General features: G+C 59.0%; 20 protein-coding genes and 1 tRNA gene. 10 read left to right on the top strand and 11 right to left on the bottom strand.

Features of this window, described 5'->3' with window-relative positions; genetic code table 11:
• Positions 1-74: 74 nt before the first annotated feature.
• Together ACTG36_RS11640 and ACTG36_RS11635 are read left to right on the top strand one after the other, a co-directional pair.
• Entirely contained in the window at positions 75-407 is a 333-nt protein-coding gene (locus tag ACTG36_RS11640; RefSeq protein WP_375280703.1) for a TIGR02300 family protein, read from the top strand.
• A gap of 117 nt (positions 408-524) precedes the next feature.
• Positions 525-600, top strand: a tRNA-Ala gene (locus ACTG36_RS11635).
• A 118-nt stretch (positions 601-718) separates the two neighbouring features.
• Here ACTG36_RS11635 and ACTG36_RS11630 read toward each other — a convergent pair.
• From ACTG36_RS11630 to ACTG36_RS11620, 3 genes are all read right to left on the bottom strand, one after another.
• Entirely contained in the window at positions 719-925 is a 207-nt protein-coding gene (locus tag ACTG36_RS11630) for a hypothetical protein (RefSeq protein ID WP_375280276.1), read from the bottom strand.
• Positions 926-1,000: 75 nt separating this feature from the next.
• Positions 1,001-1,828 (bottom strand): glutathione-dependent disulfide-bond oxidoreductase, encoded by an 828-nt coding sequence (gene yghU / locus ACTG36_RS11625; protein ID WP_375280275.1) that lies wholly within the window; start codon positions 1,826-1,828, stop codon positions 1,001-1,003.
• Positions 1,829-1,925: 97 nt separating this feature from the next.
• Positions 1,926-3,542: a GMC family oxidoreductase gene (locus tag ACTG36_RS11620; RefSeq protein WP_375280274.1), complete on the bottom strand. Its 1,617-nt coding sequence runs from the start codon at positions 3,540-3,542 to the stop codon at positions 1,926-1,928.
• A gap of 117 nt (positions 3,543-3,659) precedes the next feature.
• Between ACTG36_RS11620 and ACTG36_RS11615 the strand changes: the two genes are divergently transcribed.
• The 4 genes from ACTG36_RS11615 to ACTG36_RS11600 all read left to right on the top strand — a co-directional run bounded on the left by ACTG36_RS11615 (position 3,660) and on the right by ACTG36_RS11600 (position 7,915).
• Positions 3,660-4,895: a TRAP transporter substrate-binding protein gene (locus ACTG36_RS11615; RefSeq protein ID WP_375280273.1), complete on the top strand. Its 1,236-nt coding sequence runs from the start codon at positions 3,660-3,662 to the stop codon at positions 4,893-4,895.
• 146 nt (positions 4,896-5,041) lie between these two features.
• Positions 5,042-5,740: a TRAP transporter small permease gene (locus ACTG36_RS11610; RefSeq protein WP_439142415.1), complete on the top strand. Its 699-nt coding sequence runs from the start codon at positions 5,042-5,044 to the stop codon at positions 5,738-5,740.
• A 1-nt stretch (position 5,741) separates the two neighbouring features.
• On the top strand, positions 5,742-7,148 hold the full coding sequence (locus tag ACTG36_RS11605; protein WP_375280271.1) for a TRAP transporter large permease: 1,407 nt from the start codon (positions 5,742-5,744) through the stop codon (positions 7,146-7,148).
• Complete coding sequence (locus ACTG36_RS11600; RefSeq protein ID WP_375280270.1) at positions 7,148-7,915, top strand: IclR family transcriptional regulator; 768 nt, start codon at positions 7,148-7,150, stop codon at positions 7,913-7,915. The genes ACTG36_RS11605 and ACTG36_RS11600 overlap by 1 nt, the downstream gene beginning before the upstream one ends.
• On the opposite strand, the gene ACTG36_RS11595 is transcribed toward ACTG36_RS11600, so the two are convergent.
• The 7 genes from ACTG36_RS11595 to ACTG36_RS11565 all read right to left on the bottom strand — a co-directional run bounded on the left by ACTG36_RS11595 (position 7,912) and on the right by ACTG36_RS11565 (position 14,275).
• On the bottom strand, positions 7,912-8,298 hold the full coding sequence (locus ACTG36_RS11595; RefSeq protein ID WP_375280269.1) for a Na+/H+ antiporter subunit G: 387 nt from the start codon (positions 8,296-8,298) through the stop codon (positions 7,912-7,914). The genes ACTG36_RS11600 and ACTG36_RS11595 overlap by 4 nt on opposite strands.
• Complete coding sequence (locus tag ACTG36_RS11590; protein WP_375280268.1) at positions 8,295-8,582, bottom strand: K+/H+ antiporter subunit F; 288 nt, start codon at positions 8,580-8,582, stop codon at positions 8,295-8,297. Before ACTG36_RS11590 ends, ACTG36_RS11595 begins: the two co-directional genes overlap by 4 nt.
• Positions 8,579-9,079, bottom strand: a complete 501-nt coding sequence (locus ACTG36_RS11585; protein ID WP_375280267.1) for a Na+/H+ antiporter subunit E — start codon at positions 9,077-9,079, stop codon at positions 8,579-8,581. Before ACTG36_RS11585 ends, ACTG36_RS11590 begins: the two co-directional genes overlap by 4 nt.
• Position 9,080: 1 nt before the next feature.
• A complete protein-coding gene (locus tag ACTG36_RS11580; protein WP_375280266.1) occupies positions 9,081-10,622 on the bottom strand; it encodes a monovalent cation/H+ antiporter subunit D in 1,542 nt (513 codons plus the stop codon).
• Positions 10,619-10,963 (bottom strand): Na+/H+ antiporter subunit C, encoded by a 345-nt coding sequence (locus ACTG36_RS11575; RefSeq protein ID WP_375280265.1) that lies wholly within the window; start codon positions 10,961-10,963, stop codon positions 10,619-10,621. The genes ACTG36_RS11580 and ACTG36_RS11575 overlap by 4 nt, the downstream gene beginning before the upstream one ends.
• 1 nt (position 10,964) lies before the next feature.
• The gene (locus tag ACTG36_RS11570; RefSeq protein WP_375280264.1) at positions 10,965-13,847 is read right to left on the bottom strand and encodes a monovalent cation/H+ antiporter subunit A; all 2,883 of its coding nucleotides are present in this window, start codon (positions 13,845-13,847) and stop codon (positions 10,965-10,967) included.
• Positions 13,848-13,990: 143 nt separating this feature from the next.
• Entirely contained in the window at positions 13,991-14,275 is a 285-nt protein-coding gene (locus tag ACTG36_RS11565; protein ID WP_375280263.1) for a DUF1330 domain-containing protein, read from the bottom strand.
• 176 nt (positions 14,276-14,451) lie between these two features.
• On the opposite strand from ACTG36_RS11565, the gene ACTG36_RS11560 reads away from it, so the two are divergent.
• The gene (locus tag ACTG36_RS11560) at positions 14,452-15,786 is read left to right on the top strand and encodes an NAD(P)-dependent oxidoreductase (RefSeq protein ID WP_375280262.1); all 1,335 of its coding nucleotides are present in this window, start codon (positions 14,452-14,454) and stop codon (positions 15,784-15,786) included.
• Positions 15,787-17,091: an NAD-dependent dihydropyrimidine dehydrogenase subunit PreA gene (gene preA, locus ACTG36_RS11555; RefSeq protein WP_375280261.1), complete on the top strand. Its 1,305-nt coding sequence runs from the start codon at positions 15,787-15,789 to the stop codon at positions 17,089-17,091. It begins immediately after the preceding gene.
• 49 nt (positions 17,092-17,140) lie between these two features.
• Here preA and ACTG36_RS11550 read toward each other — a convergent pair whose 3' ends face one another.
• Positions 17,141-17,746 (bottom strand): TetR family transcriptional regulator C-terminal domain-containing protein, encoded by a 606-nt coding sequence (locus ACTG36_RS11550; RefSeq protein ID WP_375280260.1) that lies wholly within the window; start codon positions 17,744-17,746, stop codon positions 17,141-17,143.
• Positions 17,747-17,908: 162 nt separating this feature from the next.
• Between ACTG36_RS11550 and ACTG36_RS11545 the strand changes: the two genes are divergently transcribed.
• Both ACTG36_RS11545 and hydA read left to right on the top strand, forming a co-directional pair.
• Complete coding sequence (locus tag ACTG36_RS11545) at positions 17,909-19,159, top strand: Zn-dependent hydrolase (protein WP_439142409.1); 1,251 nt, start codon at positions 17,909-17,911, stop codon at positions 19,157-19,159.
• A gap of 65 nt (positions 19,160-19,224) precedes the next feature.
• A complete protein-coding gene (gene hydA / locus ACTG36_RS11540) occupies positions 19,225-20,679 on the top strand; it encodes a dihydropyrimidinase (protein ID WP_375280258.1) in 1,455 nt (484 codons plus the stop codon).
• Positions 20,680-20,688 lie beyond the last annotated feature (9 nt).

The following is a 20,688-nucleotide window of genomic DNA, read 5'->3' as shown; positions in this document are numbered from 1 at the left end:
TTTGACACCTTTGTGGTGTTATGGCAGTTGGCGACGATCCGGCCAAGTGGCCGCACGGCTCAAAGGAAGAACATATGCCTAAGGAAGAGTGGGGAACCAAGCGCGTTTGCCCGACCACCGGAAAGCGGTTTTATGACCTGAACGCTGACCCCATCGTCAGCCCCTACACGGGTGAGGTCGTGACGGTTGAGACCGGCAAGACCCGCACCATGGTGGCGGACGCGGAAGATGCGCAGTCCAAGAAGATGAAAGACGACGCGGCGGACGAGGATGATCTCGTACTGGATGACGACGACGATGATGTCGATGCGGATCTGGGCGATGACGTTCTGGAAGATGACGACGACGATGATGATGTGTCCTTGGACGAAATCGCCGACGTCGCAGCGCCGGACGACGATTCTTAAGAATTTGGGTTTTAGGGCGAGAATCCCTCTTGATCTCGCCCGCCCTGCTGCGTAATCAGCACCTCGTTGCCATTGCCGTTTTCGGGCGGATACCAGACCGGCAACACCCTATGGTTTGGGGCATTAGCTCAGCTGGGAGAGCGCCTGCATGGCATGCAGGAGGTCAGCGGTTCGATCCCGCTATGCTCCACCAAACCACCCTTATCTTCTGACGATTGAAATCGCTGCGACCCCTGCAGCGTTTCGCGTTTTGCAAACAAAAACGCCACCCCGAGGGATGGCGCTGATACTCATTACAAAAAAGTTTGGACCTAGCCGATGATCGAACGGGAGCTTTCGATCAACGACTGGGCGAAACGCGTGCCGTCTTTCATCTTCTCGGACGCGGCCTGCATCCGGATCGCGTTGATCCGCATGATTTCGCAATCCAGCAACAAAGCTTCAGCCTCACGTCGCTGTTGCTGTGCCTGCGCATGAAGTCTGTCGGACCAGCGCGTCATATCGATCGTGTTTTCCATGCACACAAACGCGTAGATCCGCGTTCGGTTCCACAAATTTTGAAAATTTGTTTCGTTCCAGATCAGTGACTTAGGTTATAGGCCGTCAAAATCTTTCGCGTCATGGCGTTCGCGCAATTGTTCGTGGGGTTCCCCCCAAGCGCGGTTGACCTTGCGGCCACGCTGAAAAGCAGGGCGGGACATCACATCATCAGCCCACCGGTTGACGTGTTCATAGCTGGCCACATCAAGGAATTCGGCCGCGTCATAAACAAGACCTTTGACCAAGGCACCATACCACGGGGCCGTCGCCATGTCGGCAATCGTGTAGGTATCGCCCGCCAGATAGCGGCGGTCTTCGAGGTTCTGGTTCAACACATCGAGTTGGCGCTTGGCCTCCATCGCGAAACGGTCGATGGGGTATTCGAATTTCTCAGGCGCATAGGCGTAAAAGTGGCCAAAGCCGCCGCCCAGATAGGGCGCGGAGCCTTGCAGCCAGAACAGCCAATTCAAGGTTTCGGTCCGGCCTTCGATATCGCGAGGCAGGAAGGCGCGATATTTTTCCGCCAGATAAAGCAGGATCGCGCCAGATTCGAACACGCGCACACCAGTGGATTTGTCGAATAGGGCGGGGATTTTGGAATTGGGGTTCACATCCACAAAGCCGCTGGAAAACTGATCACCTTCGTTGATGTCGATGAACCATGCGTCGTATTCGGCGGCATGCCCTTCGGCCAGAAGTTCTTCCAACATAACAGTCACTTTGACGCCGTTTGGCGTGGCGAGGGAGTGGAGCTGCAAGGGGTGTTTGCCCGTCGGCAGGTCCTTGTCATGGGTGGGGCCTGCGATGGGGCGGTTGATACTGGCAAACTTGCCGCCGCTCTCAGTATCCCAAGTCCAAACCTTTGGTGGTGTATATGTCATGCTGTGCTCCCTATTGTCTTAGGACATAGCTAACCGGCAAGGGGCCGAGAGCAATGGGAACAGCCAAAAAGAATCGTTCAGATCATCGTGAAACGGGTCAGGCCATGGCCATGGCATCTTCCAAAACCAGATCGCTGCATTTCTCACCGATCATGATGGCGGGGGCGTTGGTGTTGCCGGACACGATTTCGGGCATGATCGAACAATCCGCCACCCGCAGACCTGCGATGCCATGCACCCGCAGGCGGTCATCCACGACGCTGTCGGGGCCGGTGCCCATTTTGCAGGTGCCGGTGGGGTGATAGATGGAGGCGGTGTTGTTGCGGACCCAATCCAGGGTCGCATCGTAGTCATTGATGTCGAGGCTGCTGTGGGGCCGGAACTCCTCCGATATCTTGGAGGTCAGCGGCGCGTGGCGCGCGATGGTCCGCGCAATGTTCACGCCTGCCACAACGGTGTCGCAGTCGGTCTTGGTCGACAGATAATTCGGCACAATCGCCGGATAGTCCCGTGGATTGCCGGATTTCAGACGGATTTCACCGCGGGATTCGGGCCGCAACTGGCAGACCGACATGGTGAAAGCCGAAAATTTGTCGGCCCCCTTGCCGGGGTTTTCCGCAGACAGAGGTTGGACGTGGAACTGAATGTCGGGCGTATCCAGATCGCCGCGGGTTTTCAGGAAACCGGTGGCCAGACTGGCGGCCATGGTCATGGGACCTGCGCGGAACATCAGGTACTTCAGGCCGATTTTGGCCTGCCCCATAAGGCTTGAGACTTCGTCGTTGAGGGTCGGTTCATTGCATTTGTAGACCAGCCGCGCCTGAAGGTGGTCTTGCATGTTTTTGCCCACGGCGGGCAGATCGGCCACGACGTTGATGCCGTGTTCGGCCAGTTCATCCGGTGCGCCGATCCCCGACAGCATCAACAACTGGGGTGAATTGATGGCCCCACCCGAGACGATAATTTCTCGTCGGGCTGTTACTTTCACCTGCTGGCCCGTGCGGTCGGTGTACAAAACGCCCGTGGCGCGTTTGCCGTCGACGATAATCTTGTCGGCCTGTGCGCGGGTGATGATCCGAAGGTTCTCGCGGGATTTAACGGGGTTGAGATAGGCCACGGCCGCCGAACACCGCCGTCCGTTGCGACTGGTCAATTGGAAAAAGCCCACGCCTTCCTGATCCGCCCCGTTGTAATCGGGGTTGAATTTGTAGCCCGCCGCCTGCGCCGCTGCGACCCAAGCGTCGGTGATGGGGCGTTGAATGCGCATGTTGCTGACGGACAACGGGCCTTGGTCGCCGTGAAATTCATCCGCGCCGCGTTCGTTGTTTTCCGCCCGCTTGAACAGCGGCAACACATCATCCCAGCCCCAACCGGAATTGCCCATCTGCCGCCAACGGTCGTAGTCCTGACTTTGCCCGCGCACGTACAACAGCCCATTGAGGGACGACGACCCCCCCAAAACCTTGCCGCGCGGCCATTCTATGGACCGGTTGTTCAGGCCGGGATCGGGTTCGGTTTTGTAACACCAATCGACCGACGGGTTATGGATGGTCTTAAAATACCCCACCGGGATGTGAATCCATGGGTTAAGATCACGACCACCGGCCTCAAGGAGAATCACCTTGGTCTTTGGATCGGCACTCAAACGGTTGGCTACGACACAGCCAGCAGAGCCTGCGCCTACGACAATATAGTCGGCTTCAAGGTTTTCCATGTCCTAGGTCTCCCGCCTAAAAAGTGTGCCAAATAAAAAAATTCCTTGCCACAACGCAATAATGCGTCCCAGTATTGAGACTGCAAGTATCAATCTTGCCATAGGGAGGAAAATTTTATGAAAGCATCGAAGGTGCTCAGCACCATCTCACGCCGTGATCTGTTTAAGTTAACAGGCCGTTACGGCATTTCGTCTGTTGTGATGGGGGCCGCTGGCCTCACCGGCGCGATCACGCTGCCAAACATCGCGAAGGCGGCCGAATCAGAGTACGAGAAGCGATTCGCAAATGAGCCGAAGCACACGCTGACGCTGGGTGCCGCTGGTTTTAACCCGCAGAACCTTTTGATCGAACGCGCTGGCGTTTTGACCTTCGCACGCGATCTTGAAGAGCGTACCGAAGGTGAAATTCGCGTTGAGTTCGTCGGCGACAACCAGATTTGTGGTCAGCTGTCTTGCGCAGAAAAGGCCCAGTTGGGCGTGATCGACATGTATTCTGCATCCACGCAGAACTCTGCTGGGTCCACGCCTTATCTCAACGTGCTGGACTATGCGTATATGTTCCGCACACGCGCCGACCAGTACCACTTCCTGTATTCGCCAGAGTCCATGGACCTGCTGCGCAACCCACTGGAAGAGCGGCATGGCCTGAAGTTCCTCTTCAGCCACGCGGAACTTCGCGGCATTCAGTTGGGCAACAGCTTTGCCGACCGCGGGCCGATCACGTCGGTGACACAGCTGGCCGGCACAAAGAACCGCGTGACCGGCACCCAGTTGGGTCGTATCGCGATGGAGCTGATGGATCTGAACCCAGTGCCAGTGGCATGGGAAGAAACCCTCGACGCCCTGCGCACCGGCCTGATCGACGGCGCCGAGACATGGGCATCGGCCGTGGCCTACGCCAACATGGCCCCTGCTGTGACCCAGTCTGTGGACCTGGGCTTCTTCTGCGGCACAGAGCACACCGGCATGAACGCCGCCGTGTTTGACGCCATGGAAGAGTATCTGCAGGAAGCGATCATGGAATCCGCCTATCTGGCACAGGTTTTTGTCCAGCACGCCAACGAGGCTGCTTTGGTCAACACTGTTGGTTTCACCGATCCGCCAATGCCGGGCACGATCTTCGCCGAGAACGATGTGGCTGTGTCCATCTTCACCGACGAAGCCCGCAAAGAGGCAGAAGAGATGTGTTCGCCTGAGTTCCAGCCTGCGGCTTGGGAACAGTGGCGTGAGCGCATCAACGGTTGGGCCGGTGGCCGCGACACGTATCAGGAAATCTATGACCTGGTCCGTAACGGCAACCCACACACCATTGCCGAGAACGTCGAGCCTCGTCGCTGGTGGCGGTCCGCGTAAACGGCGCGCAAACCAACGACACGAGATTGGGGCGGGTGGCAGATGCCTCCCGCCCTTTTTCATCCAAGACAAAAAAGCCATAGACGCACGCCGGTAGGCGGCACACTGTCAGTTTAGGGTGGGGCTGACATCGGGAGGGACCTAAAATGTTAGAGCTGTTAAGCGGCACAGGACAGATATTCGCCGGATTGGGCGGCGTGTTTGTGGATGTGCTGACCGGCAATGAACCGGACTTTTTTCCATTGCGCCGGTTGATGTTGTCGAATGCCGTTTGGATGTGGGGCGCGGTCACAACATTGTTGGGCGGCCTTTTGATTGCCCTGCTGTACCGTGCTGTCCCTTGGGTGGAACGCAATCTGGACCCGACACTGATGGTCGTGTCCTATCTGACCATCGGCGCCATCATCTTTGTTGAGGTGATCCGCCGCTTTGTCTTTTCCGAACAATTTCCGTGGTCCACGACGATCCCTGGGTATTTGTTCCTGATTATGACGTGGACCGGCTGCAGCTATAACGTGCGGCTGCGCACGCATCTGTCGTTCTCTGAATTCCGGTCAAAAATGCCGCGCATGCCTCAATTTATTTTGCTGATGGCGGATGCTGTTTTGTGGTGGGGGATTTGCCTAATGGTCATCGTGACCGCCACTGGCGTGATGGTGAATGCCGGCAACAACTTTATGATCGTCACCGGCACCAACAACGTCATGGTGTGGTGGTTCATGGCCACATTGCCGATTGCCTTTGTACTGCTGTCGGCGCGGGTCTTTCAAAACCTGTTTCAAGACATCGGCAATTACCGGAACGGTCGTCCCATGATCGAGCAAGCCGTGTTGGGAGGTCAGTAAAATGGATACATCAACCGCTGTTACACTGATCTCAGTCGGCGTCACCATCATGTTCATGCTGGGAATGCCCGTCTTTCTGGTCATCGCCTATTGGGTGCTGGGCACGTCGCTGGCGCTGGGCCAGCCGCTGGTCAACATCGGCACGGCTTTGTCGGATGTGTTCACCGATGGTTTTGCCCTATTGGCGATGCCGCTGTTTATCTTGACCGGGGACCTAATCAACCGTGCGGGCATTGCGCGACGGCTGTCAGACTTTGCCTATGCCTGCCTTGGCTGGCTGCGCGGCGGTCTGGCCATGGCGGCCATTGGCGCGTCGGGTCTGTTCGCGGCCATCTCGGGGTCGAATTCGGCCACGACGGCGACCATCGGGTCGATGCTGCACCCTGAAATGGTCAAGGGCGGCTACGATCCCCGCTTTTCAGCGGCAACCGCAGCCGCGGGTGGTACGGTCGGGATCATTATCCCGCCGTCGATCATCTTTATCGTCTACGGCTTCATCATGAACCTCAGCATCAATGACCTGTTCATCGCGGGCATTCTGCCCGGTGCGCTGATGGTTTTGTCGATGATCATCACGGCCTTCATTGTGTCGACGATGAACAAATGGGGCGTGCTGATTGGTCTGGACCCGATCCGCGTGATGAAAACCGCATTGGGCGGCTGGCTGGGCTTCTTTGCCATCGGTCTGGTGCTTTGGGGCATCTACACGGGCAAATTCTCCCCCACTGAGGCGGCGGGCGTGACCGTGGGCTTCTGTGTGCTGGTCGGATTTATCTGCCTGCCGATCTACAAGGCGATGAAGATCGACGAGGACCGCGATATCAACGAACGCGGATTCCAGGAAATGGTGGTTGTGCGCGGCTTTGGCCCGCTTGAGCTGCCGTCGATCACCATGCGGTCCGCGCAGATCACCGGCATCCTTGCGCCGCTGATCGCCATTTCGGTGGTGATGCAACAGAACCTGTCATCGCTTGGCGCGAAGGAGCTGATCGAAGGGTTTCTGACGTCGATGGGTGGCTACTACCCCGTTCTGTTCACGGCCATGGCCATCGTGTTTGTGTCCGGCATGGTTCTGGAATCACTGCCGGTGACGATCATTCTGGCGCCGATCTTGGCCCCGATTGCGCACTCTGTGGGCGTTGATCCGATCCAGTTTGCGGTCGTCTTCCTTGTGGGGGCGTCCATCGGGTTCATCACGCCGCCCTATGGGCTGAACCTCTATGTGGCGTCTGGCGTCACGGGGGTTCCGTATTTCAGGCTGTTGCGGTACTCGACCATGTATCTTGTCGCGCTGATTTCGGTGTGGTTCCTCGTGGCGCTTGTCCCAAGTATCTCGAAGACCCTGCTGCCGGGCGGCTGGTTCTATGAGACATTGCAATCGCTGTTCAGCGGAGGAGCACCAGCCTAATGGACGGACAGACCTCGGATACGATCCCGACCAACTTGCGGCTTTTGCTGGTGCTGGAAGAGGTCGCGCGCGTGGGGGTGCCTATCACCCCCACCGAGGTCAACGCCCAACTAGGGCTGCCCAAACCCACCATCCACCGGCTGTTTGCCACGCTGGAGGACGAGGGGTTCCTACAAAGAGACATCGACGGGCGGGCCTATTCGCCTGGCCGTCGGTTGCGTGGAATGGCGACGGGCGTTTTGTCGTCCCTGCGCATCCGTGCGGCCCGCCTTGCGGTGCTGCGTAAGCTGAGCGCGCAGATCGGGGAAACCTGCAACATCGCCCTGCCCGACCGCGACAGCATGATTTATCTCGAACGGGTTGAGACGGAGTGGCCGCTGCGCATTCAGTTGCCCGTGGGCACGACCGTCCCGTTTTACTGCACAGCGTCGGGCAAGATGTATCTGTCGACCCTGCCCGAGGCCCATCTGGCCCGCTATGCCGCCGCTGAGGATTTTGAGACCAAGACCGCCAACACCATCACGACCGCAGATCAGCTGATCAAGGCCGTGGAACAGGTGCGAGCGGACGGATATGCCACCGACAACGAAGAATTCATGGACGGGATGATTGCCCTTGCCGTGCCGATCATGGACGGAAACGACCGTCTGGTGGCCACGCTATCTTTCCATGCGCCCACGGTGCGGTTTGATCAGCAAAGGGCGCTGAACTACCTCGACGAGATGCACAGCGCCGCCAAACATCTGGCAAGCCTGCTGCAGGACTAGTTTTCCGCAGGACGCGCGCCTTGGTCTTCTTCGCGCTGCACCAAGGTGGACCATTCTTCACTGTCAGGCACCGCAGGCGGCGCATCGCAGCTGCGACGATGGATATTCACCTTGCTGATGAAGTTGGCTGAAATCGGGGCCGTCACAAACAGGAAGGCCATGATCAAAAGTTCATGGAAGGACCCTTGCCCCTGCACAATGGAATACACCATTGACGCCAGCAGCAACATGCCGATGCCCATGGTCCCGACTTTGGTGGGCGCGTGCAGGCGGGTCATGCTGTCATTGAGTTTCAGAAGGCCAAAGGTGCCCACAAGTGCAAAGAATGCGCCGATGAAAAGGCAGATGGCTGCGAAGTAGGTTCCGATCTCTTCCCAGTTCATTCGATGATGTCCCCCCGCAAGACAAACCGCGCATAGGCCACGGTGGAAACAAAACCCAGCATGGCAATGATCAGGGCGGCCTCAAAAAACAGCTGCGTGCCCTGCCAGATGCCGATCAGCACGATCAGGCCAATGGCATTCACGACCATGGTATCCAGCGCCAGAATACGGTCGCCGGTGCCCGGTCCGATGACCAGCCGCACCATGGCGAGGACTTGGGAAATGGCGATAATGGCAAAGGCCACCACAACGCCCCACGACATGAGGTCTTCTGCGGGCATCATACGAAAATCTCCTTCAAACGGGCCTCATAGCGGGTCTTGATGTCATTGCGCACGGCGTCTGGGTCCGGTGCGTCCAGCGCGTGCACCAACAAATGGCGTCCGGTGTTGGACATGTCCGCTGACACGGTGCCGGGGGTCAGGGTGATGGTGCCCGCCAACACGGTGATCGCCTCGGGGCTGCGCAAATCCAGCGGGATGACGATCCAGGCCGGGCGCAGGTTTTTGTTGCGGCGGGTCAGGATGATCCAAGCGACCTCAATGTTGGCGATGATGATGTCCCACAGGACCAACAGCACATAGCCGATCATGCGGCCCACGCGGAACCCTGCGGGGCGGTCCGGCCACCACCGTGCGGTCAGACGCGGGATCACCACACCAAGGATCACGCCAAAGACGGCCATCCCCCACGAAAACTGGTTTTGCAGCAAAATCCAGACCACGGCCATCAGCAGGGTCAGGAACGGGTGGGGGAACAGCCAGTTGAAAGCGCGGGTCATGTCAGTAGCCCTCCGTCGGGGAGCTGAGCTTGCCGGGTGTGTCCACCACGGTTGAGATATAGGGCTCAGGGTTGAACAGCTGGTCGGCGGTCGCGGTGGTGAAGTCGTGGACAAAACCGCCAAAGACCGTCAGCGCCACGGACATTGCCAAGAGGCCAAAGACCGCAGCATAAGCCATGACGCTGGGCGGTAAGGTCAGTTCGGCGTCATCATCTACGGGCATCGATTTGGCCTTCCAGAACACCGTGCTGCCTGCGCGCCCGAAGCCCACGATGGCAATCAGGGACGAGGCAAGGATCACCGTCCAGATCACCGGCTGGATGTCGGACGCAAAGGCCGCATCAAGGATCAGCAGTTTGCCGATAAAGCCCGACAGGGGCGGCAGACCCGCCATGGCGATGGCTGCGGCAAAAAACAGACCGGCCGTCAGGGCTGCACCCGCCACGGGGGGCATGGTGCGCAGCGCCAAAGACCCGCGACTGTCTTTGACCAGATCCACGATCAGGAACAGCGCCGCCCCCGCCAACGTGGAATGGATGATGTAGTACAGCGCGGCGGCGATACTGGCCGGTGTAAATATGGAAATCGCGACCAGCACCATGCCCATGGACCCGATCACCGAAAACGCCACCAGACGGTCCAGCTTTTTCGCAGCCAAGACACCAATCATGCCCAAAGCCACCGACAGCAAAGCGGCCGGTTGCAACCAGACGTCGTGCAGACCCTGTGTAACCTCTAGGTCGGGGGGGAAGATGATCGTATAGACGCGGATGATCGCATAAGCGCCGACCTTGGTCATGATCGCAAAGAGGGCTGCAACCGGACCCGGTGCCTCGGCGTAGCTGCTGGGCAGCCAGAAGTGCAGCGGCACAAGGGCTGCTTTGATGGCGAAGACCAACAGCAGCAGAACAGCCGCCACACGAATGCCGACAGTTGCATCTGCGCTGATCAGGTCTGCCCTTGCCGCAAGATCGGCCATGTTGAGCGTTCCGGTCTCGGCGTAAATAGCGCCCAGCGCGAACAGAAACAACGTGGACCCAAGCAGGTTGAACAGCACATATTGCACGCCCGCCCGCAAGCGGTCGTTGCCACCCGCGTGGATCATCAACCCGTAGGATGCGATCAACAAAACCTCAAAGAACACAAAGAGGTTGAACAGGTCGCCTGTCAAAAACGCACCCATGATGCCCATGATCTGGAACTGGAACAGCGCATGGAAATGTCGCCCACGGTCATCCCAGCCTGATCCGATGGCGTAAAGCAGCACCATCAGCGACAGGACTGCCGTCAGCAGCACCATCATGGTCGACAGACGGTCCCCCACCAGAACGATGCCGAAGGGTGCCGCCCAATCGCCCAGTTGATAGAGCATGATCGTCCCGTCGGACGCAGCCCACAAAAGACCGATGGCAATGGCGATTTGCGCCAGAACACCCACCACGGAAAACACCCGCTGGATGCTCAGATGATAGCGCGCGGCCAGCACGATAAACGGGGCCAGCATGGCAGGCAGGATGATGGGCACGATGAGCCAATGGGTCATGTCACGTCCTCCTCATCCACGGGCTGCGGGTCGTTCACGCGGTCGTCGTTGGACCCCAGATAGGACCCAAGCGCGATCATCACGACCACAGCGGTCATGCCGAAGGAAATCACGATAGCGGTCAGAACCAGCGCCTGCGGCAGCGGGTCTGAATAGACCTCAGCATCCGTCAGGATGGGCGGTGCGCCGATGGTCAGACGACCGGAGGCAAACAGGAACACGTTGACCGCATAGGTCAGCAGCGAAATGCCAAGGATCACGGGGAACGTCCGCAGGCGCATGACCAGATAAAGGCCAGCGGCGGTCATGATCCCGATGGCGGAGGCGACGAGGACTTCCATATCACACCCCCTCCTTTGCGGTCTCTGCATCAAGGAAATCCTCATGCATCGAAGGGTCAACATCCATCGGGTGGTCTGGATCCTTAACATGGGCACGCCGTGCCAGGCGTGAGAAACTCTCCAGCGACAACATCACCGCGCCAACGACGGCCAAGAAGACGCCCACATCAAACAGGGCGGCCGTGGCCAGTTCGAATTCCTGAAATGGCGGGATGCGCACATAGGTGAAATCAGAGGTCAGGAACGGTTTGCCGAAGAACCATGACCCGATGCCCGTCAGGCCCGCGATCAAGACGCCGGCACCGATGATCCCGTGATAGGGGAAGCGCTGCCGGTCCTCGGCCCAGGCAAAGCCCGACGCCATGTATTGCATCACCACACCGATCGACACGACCAGACCCGCGATAAACCCGCCGCCCGGTTCGTTGTGACCACGTAGGAAGATGTAGAAGCCGACCATCAGCACGACGGGCATCATCACGCGCGTCAGCACGACCATCATCATTGGGTGCTGCGTGCCCGACAGGGGTTTGTCCGGCACACGGTTCAGCAGACGCGCGCGCACTGGGCCGCTTAACAGGGTTTCCGTAAGCGCGTAGATCAGCAGGGCCGCGATGCCCAGCACGATGATTTCGCCGAAGGTGTCGAAGCCACGGAAATCCACGAGGATCACGTTGACGACATTGGTGCCGCCCCCGCCTTTGTAAGAATTGGCAAGGTGGAATTCGGAAATGGGCGACGAGACCGCGTCGCGCAGCAAATAGTGATAGGCCAGCGCCATCGTAGCAAGGCCCCCGACACCTGCAATCACCATATCCCGCGCGCGCATGTACCATGGGCTTTCTTCGGGCGTGGTGTTGGGCAGGAAATTCAGCGCCAGCAGCAACAGGATGATCGTCACCACCTCAACCGTGATCTGCGTCATGGCCAGATCAGGTGCCGACAGGAAGACAAACCCAATGGACACCATCAGGCCCACGATCCCGATCAGGATCAGCGCCAGCAGGCGGTTGTGGTGCATAGCCGCAAGGCCAACGGTCGCGGCGACCAGCATGGCCCAGCCTGCGACTTCGACCCAGCCGACAGGCTGCACGGCGCGGCTGGCCTCAGCCACGGTGCCGGTTGTCCACGCGTGATAGCCTGCGGCGACAATGACCACGGTGGCAATCATCGCGTAGCGGGTGAAGGCGCCGTTGTGCAGCGGATGGATGGCCCAGCGCGCCCACATGACCACCGCTGCCACGATATTGTCGAAGATGGTCTTGGCCTCGGGCCTTGGGGTGGCTTCCCACAGGGCGGACAGGGGTTTGAACAGGGCAAGCACAATCAGACCGCCGACGATGGCCGTGATCGAAAGGTAAAGCGGCACGTTAAAGCCATACCAGATCGCGATGTTATAGTCGGGCACCTCAGCCACGTCGCCTAGAACCGCTGCTGTCACGAGCTTGATGAAGGGTTCGACCAAGAACGGGGCGACGCCAATGCCAACCACCAAAACGATCAGGATCGCAGGGGGAAGCCACAGACCCGCGCCCGGATCATGGGGCTTGGCCGGATAGCTTTCAGGATCACGTTTCTTGCCCAGAAACGTATGGCCGATCATACGGAAACAATAGGCCGCCGACATGAGCGAGCCAAAGGTCACAAAAGCAGGCACCAGCCATTCGGGGCCAAAAAGGTACGTCTTCTCCATCTCCTTGAGCATCATTTCCTTGCTGAGAAACCCGTTGAGAAGCGGGATGCCCGCCATGGACAGCGCGCCAAGCGTGGCGATGACAAAGGTAATGGGCATGAGGTGGCGCAGGCCGCCAAGGATGCGGATATCGCGGGTTTTGGTTTCATGATCCACGATACCGGCGGACATGAACAACGCCGCCTTGAACGTCGCGTGGTTGAGGATGTGGAACACAGCAACCATCGCGCCAAAGGCCGTGCCAGTGCCCAACAACATGGTGATGAAACCCAGTTGGGACACGGTCGAAAACGCCAAGAGCGCCTTCAGGTCATGTTTGAAAAACGCGATGACTGCGCCCAGCACCATGGTGATCAGACCAGCGGTGGTGACGATGTAGAACCATTCGGGCGTGCCCGACAGCACCGGCCACAAGCGTGCCATCAGGAAAATCCCCGCCTTCACCATCGTGGCAGAGTGCAGGTAAGCCGACACGGGCGTGGGGGCCGCCATGGCGTGGGGCAGCCAGAAATGGAACGGAAATTGCGCGGATTTGGTGAAACAGCCCGTCAAGATCAACAACAGCGCGGGGACATACATCGGGTCGGCCTGAATGGCATCGCGGTTTTGCAAGATCACGCTCAGGTCATAGGACCCCGCGATATTGCCCAGCAGCAACATGCCACCGATCATCGCAAGGCCACCCATGCCTGTCACAGTCAGCGCCATGCGCGCGCCTTGGCGTCCGGCCTCAAGATGTTTCCAGTATCCGATAAGCAGGAAGGACGACAGCGATGTCAGTTCCCAGAAAATGAGCAAGAGCAGGATGTTATCTGACAAGACGATGCCGACCATCGCACCCTGAAACAACAACAGGTAAGTGAAGAATTCGCCCATGTTATCTTCGCGCGCCAGATAGTGGCGACCGTAGACAATGATCAGCAATCCGATGCCAAGGATCAGCGTGGCAAAGAAGAACCCCAGACCGTCCAACATCAAGGTGACATTCAGACCCAGCTGCGGGAACCAGTCGAACCCGGTTTGAACAACCTCACCGGCCAGAATGGCAGGCAGATTGGTCATCAGACCAATAAAGGCGGCCAGAGTAACCGTGAACGTCACGCCCCCAACGGCCTGCCGGCCTGCGGAATTCATCAAGCTGGGAAGCAATGCGCCCAAGAATGGCAAGGCGACGATAAGGAAGAGGGACACGCGAACTCCTGATCTTTGGGGCCTATTGGCTGATTGCGGCCTATCTGGGCAGGAAATAGCCCAACCTCAAGAGATTCCGACAAAAATCGTCATGAATCCGGTCGATTTTGACGGAATCTACCGTCAACTGGGTATGTCTTGGGCTAAATGCCTTCGACGAACTTATAGTCGCGGTCAGAGACCGGGAGCGCAAAACTCAGCGCCTTTTGATATTCGGGGCCGTGATAGAACGCCTTTGCGGTCGCCATATCGGGGAAACGGATGATGACGCAGCGGGCGCGGGTTGTGCCCTCCATCACCTCAACCTGCCCCCCACGGGCGAGGAATTCACCACCGTATTGGGCGACTGCAGGGCCTGCCAGTTCGGCGTATTTGGCGTATTCATCGGCGTCTTTGACGTCGACTTGGACAACGGCATAGGTGGGCATGTGGGGGCCTCCGGCTGGGGGATGGTGCATAAACTGCCGCCAGTTTAGGCAAATGCGGCGCGGGGTCTATCGAAACATGGGCAGAGGCAGGCGCGCTGGGTGGTTCATAATTTTACCGTTTGATAAAAAAATAAACTGTGCCAAGGTGAACCCGTTATCAACCGACGGGAGCCACGATGAATTCGCCCTACACCCCCGGAATTGCCGCTGCACGTCTAGCCGCAGAGGCCTTGGCCGAGAATTTTGCAGACCTGCATGCGCCGCTGGATGGTCATGAAGCCGCGGTCGCAGCCGACCGCTGTTATTTTTGTCATGACGCGCCCTGCATCACGGCCTGCCCCACGGACATCGACATTCCACTGTTCATCCGCCAGATCGCCACGGGCACGCCTGAGGCTGCGGCGAGGACGATCTTTGACCAGAATATCCTAGGCGGCATGTGCGCCCGCGTGTGCCCGACCGAAGACCTGTGTGAACAGGCCTGCGTGCGTGAGATGGCCGAGGGCAAACCCGTCGAAATCGGCCGCCTGCAACGCTACGCCACCGACACCGTGATGGCAGCGGGTGTGATGCCGTTTGAAAGGGCCGCGCCCACAGGCAAGAAGATCGCCGTCATTGGCGCGGGGCCTGCGGGCCTGTCTTGTGCGCACCGTCTGGCAATGCTGGGACATGACGTCACCGTCTATGATGCCATGCCAAAACCCGGTGGGCTGAACGAATACGGGATCGCCGCCTATAAATCGACCGATGACTTCGCCGCGCGCGAGGTCGAATGGCTGTGTTCCATCGGCGGGATTGAGATCAAGACCGGTATGGCGCTGGGTGAGGCGTTGAAACTGGACGATGTGGTTGGCTGCTTTGAGGCCACGTTTTTGGCCGTGGGTCTGGGCGGTGTGAATGCGCTGTCTGTGGACGGGGCCGACAAAAATGGCGTCGAAGACGCCGTGTCGTTCATCGAAACGCTACGCCAGACGGACGATCTGTCCTCCCTCCCCGTTGGTCGCAACGTTGTTGTGATTGGCGGCGGGATGACGGCGGTGGATGCCGCCGTGCAGTCCAAATTGCTGGGCGCGGACAATGTGACCATCGCCTATCGTCGGGGCCGCGACGCCATGGGGGCCAGCCGCTATGAACAGGATCTGGCCGCATCCCACGGGGTAAAGCTGATGTTCAACGCGCAACCCAAAGCGATCCATGGCAACGGATCAGCCGCTGAGATTGAGTTGGAATTGACCGAGACCGTGGACGGCACCCTGCGCGGCACGGGAGAGACCGTCCGCCTGCCCGCCGACCAGGTTTTCCGCGCCATTGGCCAGACCTTGACCTCGGACGGGGGATTGGACCTCGACGGGCGTAAGATCGCCGTGACCGGCGCGGGCCGCACCTCCCGTGCGGGCGTCTGGGCGGGGGGCGATTGCGCCGCCGGTGGCGATGACCTGACCGTAACGGCCGTGGCCGAGGGCCGCGATGCGGCGATGGATATTCATGCGACATTGATGGGAGGTTCATAAATGGCCGATCTGACAACCGACTTTCTGGGCATCAAAAGCCCCAACCCCTTCTGGCTGGCCTCTGCCCCGCCAACGGACAAGGAATACAACGTCCGCCGTGCGTTTGAGGCCGGATGGGGCGGTGTGGTATGGAAGACGCTGGGGTCCGAAGGGCCGCCCGTCGTCAACGTCAACGGGCCGCGCTATGGTGTGATCTATGGCAAGGACCGCACGGTGTTGGGGATCAACAATATCGAATTGATCACCGACCGCGACCTTTACACCAACCTTGACGAAATCAAGCGCGTGAAGGCCGACTACCCTGACCGCGCCATTATCGTGTCGATCATGGTCCCGTGTGAAGAACAGGCGTGGAAGGACATCCTGCCGCTGGTCGAAGACACGGGCGCCGACGGGATTGAGCTGAACTTTGGCTGCCCCCACGGCATGTCTGAGCGCGGTATGGGCGCCGCCGTGGGCCAAGTGCCCGAATATATCGAAATGGTGACGCGGTGGTGCAAGCAGTATTACAGCAAACCCGTGATCGTGAAACTCACGCCCAACATCACCGATATCCGCAAACCGGCGGCAGCCGCGAAACGGGGCGGGGCGGATGCGGTCAGCCTGATCAACACGATCAACTCGATCACGTCAGTGAACCTCGACACGATGTCGCCAGAGCCCAGCATCGACGGCAAAGGCACCCACGGCGGCTATTGCGGCCCTGCGGTCAAACCGATTGCGATGTCCATGGTGTCCGAAATTGCCCGTGATCCTGAAACCGCTGGTCTGCCCATTTCGGGCATCGGCGGCGTGACCACGTGGCGCGATGCGGCGGAATTCATCACGCTGGGCTGCGGTAACGTGCAGGTCTGCACGGCGGCCATGACATATGGCTTCAAGATCGTGCAGGAGATGATCAGCGGGTTGTCCCAATGGATGGACGAAAAGGGCCACACAAGCATCGCGGATTTCTGCGGGGCGGCGGTGCCCAATACGACCGATTGGCAATACCTGAACCTCAACTACATCGCCAAGGCGAAGATCGACCAAGACGCCTGCATTTCCTGCGGACGGTGCTATGCGGCCTGCGAAGACACCTCACACCAAGCGATTTCGATGAGCGCAGATCGTGTGTTTGAGGTTATCGATGCGGAATGCGTGGCCTGTAACCTCTGCGTGGATGTCTGTCCGGTGGAAAACTGCATCTCAATGGTCGCAATGGAACCCGGCAGTGTTGACCCGCGCACAGGCAAGACCGTCGAAAAGGACTACGCCAACTGGACGACCCATCCGAACAATCCGGCGGCCACGGCCGCGGAATGATGTCTCCCTGAGTGACTGGGGCCGGTGCACCGCTGTATCGGCCCCATTTTTATGTGGGCTGCAAAAGACCGCGCAGGGTCATATCCAGATGGGTTTGTGCGCCTTCAAACGGGTCAACATCGCCCAAGATTGCCCGCACCTGAACATCAAAATCCGCATAGTGTTGGGTCAATGACCAGATGGTGAAGATCAGGTGATAGGGATCGACCGGTTTGATCCGACCCGCTGCAGCCCAGCCGTTGATGACGACGGCAATCTCATCCACCAAATCTTTGAGTTCACCTTGCAAAACATCCCCGATCCGCGGCGCGCCTTGGATGATTTCATTGGCAAACAGGCGACTTTCGCGGGGGAAATTTCTGGACATATCAAGCTTGCGATTGGCGTAGCCCAACAGCTGTTCGACAGGATCACCATCGCGGTCGATCGCCTTGAGCGGTTCCAGCCAGTTTTCCAAAAGCCGCGCAAGAAGGGCCGTGTAAACGGCCTCTTTCGATTTGAAATAATACAGCAAATTGGGTTTTGACATGCCTGCCGCCTTGGCGATCTGATCCAAGGTCGATCCGCGAAAACCGAACTGTGAAAACACCTCAAGCCCCGCTTGCATGATCGTGGCCTGGTTCTTTTTCTGAATGCGTGTGTCAGTCTTGGCCATGGCTGTTATCACTCTGATCATCTTTTGGGCAAACACACCCGCCTTAGCAGGGTTTAACGGCAAGCTGCCCAAGGGTTAAGCAAAATCCTTGACGGATGCCTGACCTCTGGTAGCGTGGGTTTGACCGATTGGTCAAATAATGCAGCCAGCCTTGGGGGTGTCATGCCAGCAGCAGGTGAGAATTTACGCATCAACGGGACCCGCTTGTGGGACAGCCTGATGGAGATGGCCAAGATAGGCCCCGGTGTCGCCGGTGGTAACAACCGCCAGACCCTGACCGACGAAGACAGCGAAGGCCGCCATCTGTTCCAACGCTGGTGTGAGGACGCGGGCTGCACCATGGGCGTGGATGAGATCGGCAATATGTTTGCCCGCCGTGAGGGCACGGACCCCGACGCCCTGCCCGTTTACGTGGGATCGCACTTGGACACCCAGCCCACGGGCGGCAAATACGACGGGGTGCTGGGCGTGTTGGGCGGGCTTGAGATTATCCGCACGATGAATGACCTCGACATCAAGACCAAGCACCCGATTGTGGTCACCAACTGGACCAATGAAGAGGGCACGCGGTTTGCCCCTGCAATGCTGGCGTCGGGTGTGTTCGCCGGAAAGCATGACCTGGACTGGGCCCGTGACCGTGTGGATGCCGACGGCAAACGGTTCGGGGATGAGTTGGACCGCATCGGCTGGAAGGGCGACGAAAAAGTCGGCACGCGCAAGATGCATGCCTTCTTTGAATTGCACATCGAACAGGGCCCGATCCTGGAGGCCGAGGGCAAAGACATTGGCGTTGTCACCCACGGCCAAGGCCTGCGCTGGATCGAATGCACGGTGACCGGCAAGGAAAGCCACACAGGCTCAACGCCCATGCATATGCGCCGCAATGCGGGGCGTGGTTTGGCGTTGGTGACCGAACTGGTGCACGAGATTGCCATGGCCAACCAGCCCAATGCGGTGGGTGCCATCGGCCACATCGACGTCTTCCCCAACAGCCGCAACGTGATCCCCGGTAAGGTGGTCTTCACCGTCGATATGCGCACGCATCTGCTGGATAAGCTGAACGCGATGGTGGCGGAATTTAACGACCGCGCACCGGGGTTGTGCGCAGACATCGGGCTGGAGTTTTCGTGCGAGATCGTCGGCCAATTCGACCCGCCCGCCTTTGATGAGGCCTGCGTAGGTGCCGTGCGCGATGCAGCTGAACGGTTGGGGTATAGTCACATGGACATCGTGTCCGGTGCTGGCCATGACGCCTGCTGGATCAACGATTNGTACCCCACGGCGATGGTCATGTGCCCCTGTGTCGATGGACTGTCGCACCACGAAGCGGAAGAGATCAGCCCCGAATGGGCCGCAGCGGGCGCGGATGTGCTGATGCATGCGGTGTTAGAGACGGCGGAGATTGTGTCTTAGCGCCGGACTGGGGGCCAGCCCCCAGACCCCCGGAGTTTGCGGATCAGAAGAATGAAGGACCTACCATGAGCAAAGTCATCAAGAACGGCACGATCGTGACCCATGATCTGACCTATGAAGCGGATGTGTTGATTGAGGGCGGGGTGATCGTTGAGATCGGCAAGGGCCTCAAAGGCGATGAAGAACTCGACGCGACGGGTTGCTATGTCATGCCCGGTGGGATTGATCCACATGTGCATCTGGAAATGCCGTTTATGGGGACCTATTCGACGGATGATTTCGAAAGCGGCACGCGCGCGGGTCTGGCGGGCGGCACCACGATGGTCGTGGATTTCTGCCTGCCCAATCAGGGCGAAAGCCTGATGGACGCGATCAAACGCTGGGACAACAAATCAACCCGTGCCAATTGCGATTATTCTTTCCACATGGCGGTCACGTGGTGGGGGGAGCAGGTGTTCAATGACATGAAGACCGTGATAGAAGAGCGCGGGATCAACACCTTCAAACACTTCCTCGCCTATAAGGGCGCGTTGATGGTGAATGACGATGAATTGTTCAGCTCTTTCAACCGACTGGCGGAACTGGGCGGGATCGCCATGGTGCACGCGGAGAACGGTGATGTGGTGGCTGAACTCAGCGCCAAACTGCTGGCGGAGGGCAATACGGGACCCGAGGCGCACGCCTATTCGCGGCCCTCACAGGTTGAGGGCGAGGCCACCAACCGTGCGATCATGATCGCCGATATGGCGGGCGTGCCTTTGTACGTCGTCCATACGTCCTGCGAAGAAGCCCATGAGGCGATCCGGCGCGCGCGCCAGCAAGGCAAACGGGTTTGGGGGGAGCCGCTGATCCAGCACCTGACCTTGGATGAATCCGAGTATTTCGACGCCGATTGGGACCACGCCGCGCGCCGCGTCATGTCCCCGCCGTTCCGCAACAAGATGCATCAGGACAGTCTGTGGGCGGGCCTGCAATCGGGGTCGCTGTCTGTCGTGGCAACAGACCATTGCGCGTTCACCACGGCGCAAAAACGCACTGGTGTGGGCGATTTCACCAAGATCCCCAATGGCACAGGCGGGCTTGAAGACAGGATGCCGATGCTCTGGACCCACGGGGTCGCGACGGGCCGTCTGACGCCCAATGAATTTGTGGCCGTGACCTCAACCAACATCGCGAAAATCTTGAACTGCTATCCCCGTAAGGGTGCCGTAGCGGTTGGGGCTGATGCAGATTTGGTGGTGTGGGACCCGGAAAAGGAAAAAACGATTGCAGCCAGCGCCCAGCAATCGGCCATTGATTACAATGTGTTCGAGGGCCAGCGGGTCAAAGGCCTGCCACGTTTCACCCTGACCCGCGGCCATGTGGCGGTGCATGACGGAGACATCCGCACGCAAGAAGGCCACGGCAAATTCGTCCGACGCGAAGGCAACGGCGTGACCAACCGCGCGCTGAGCACGTGGAAGGACCTGACCGCGCCGCGCCCCGTTCAGCGAACGGGTATTCCGGCGACGGGGGTGTAATCGAAGCCT

This window comes from Pseudooctadecabacter sp. (genome assembly GCF_965657175.1).
In the GTDB taxonomy this organism is placed as follows: Bacteria; Pseudomonadota; Alphaproteobacteria; order Rhodobacterales; family Rhodobacteraceae; genus Octadecabacter.
Note: the sequence above shows the minus strand (reverse complement) of the source record. Positions and strands in the feature narration are given on the sequence as shown.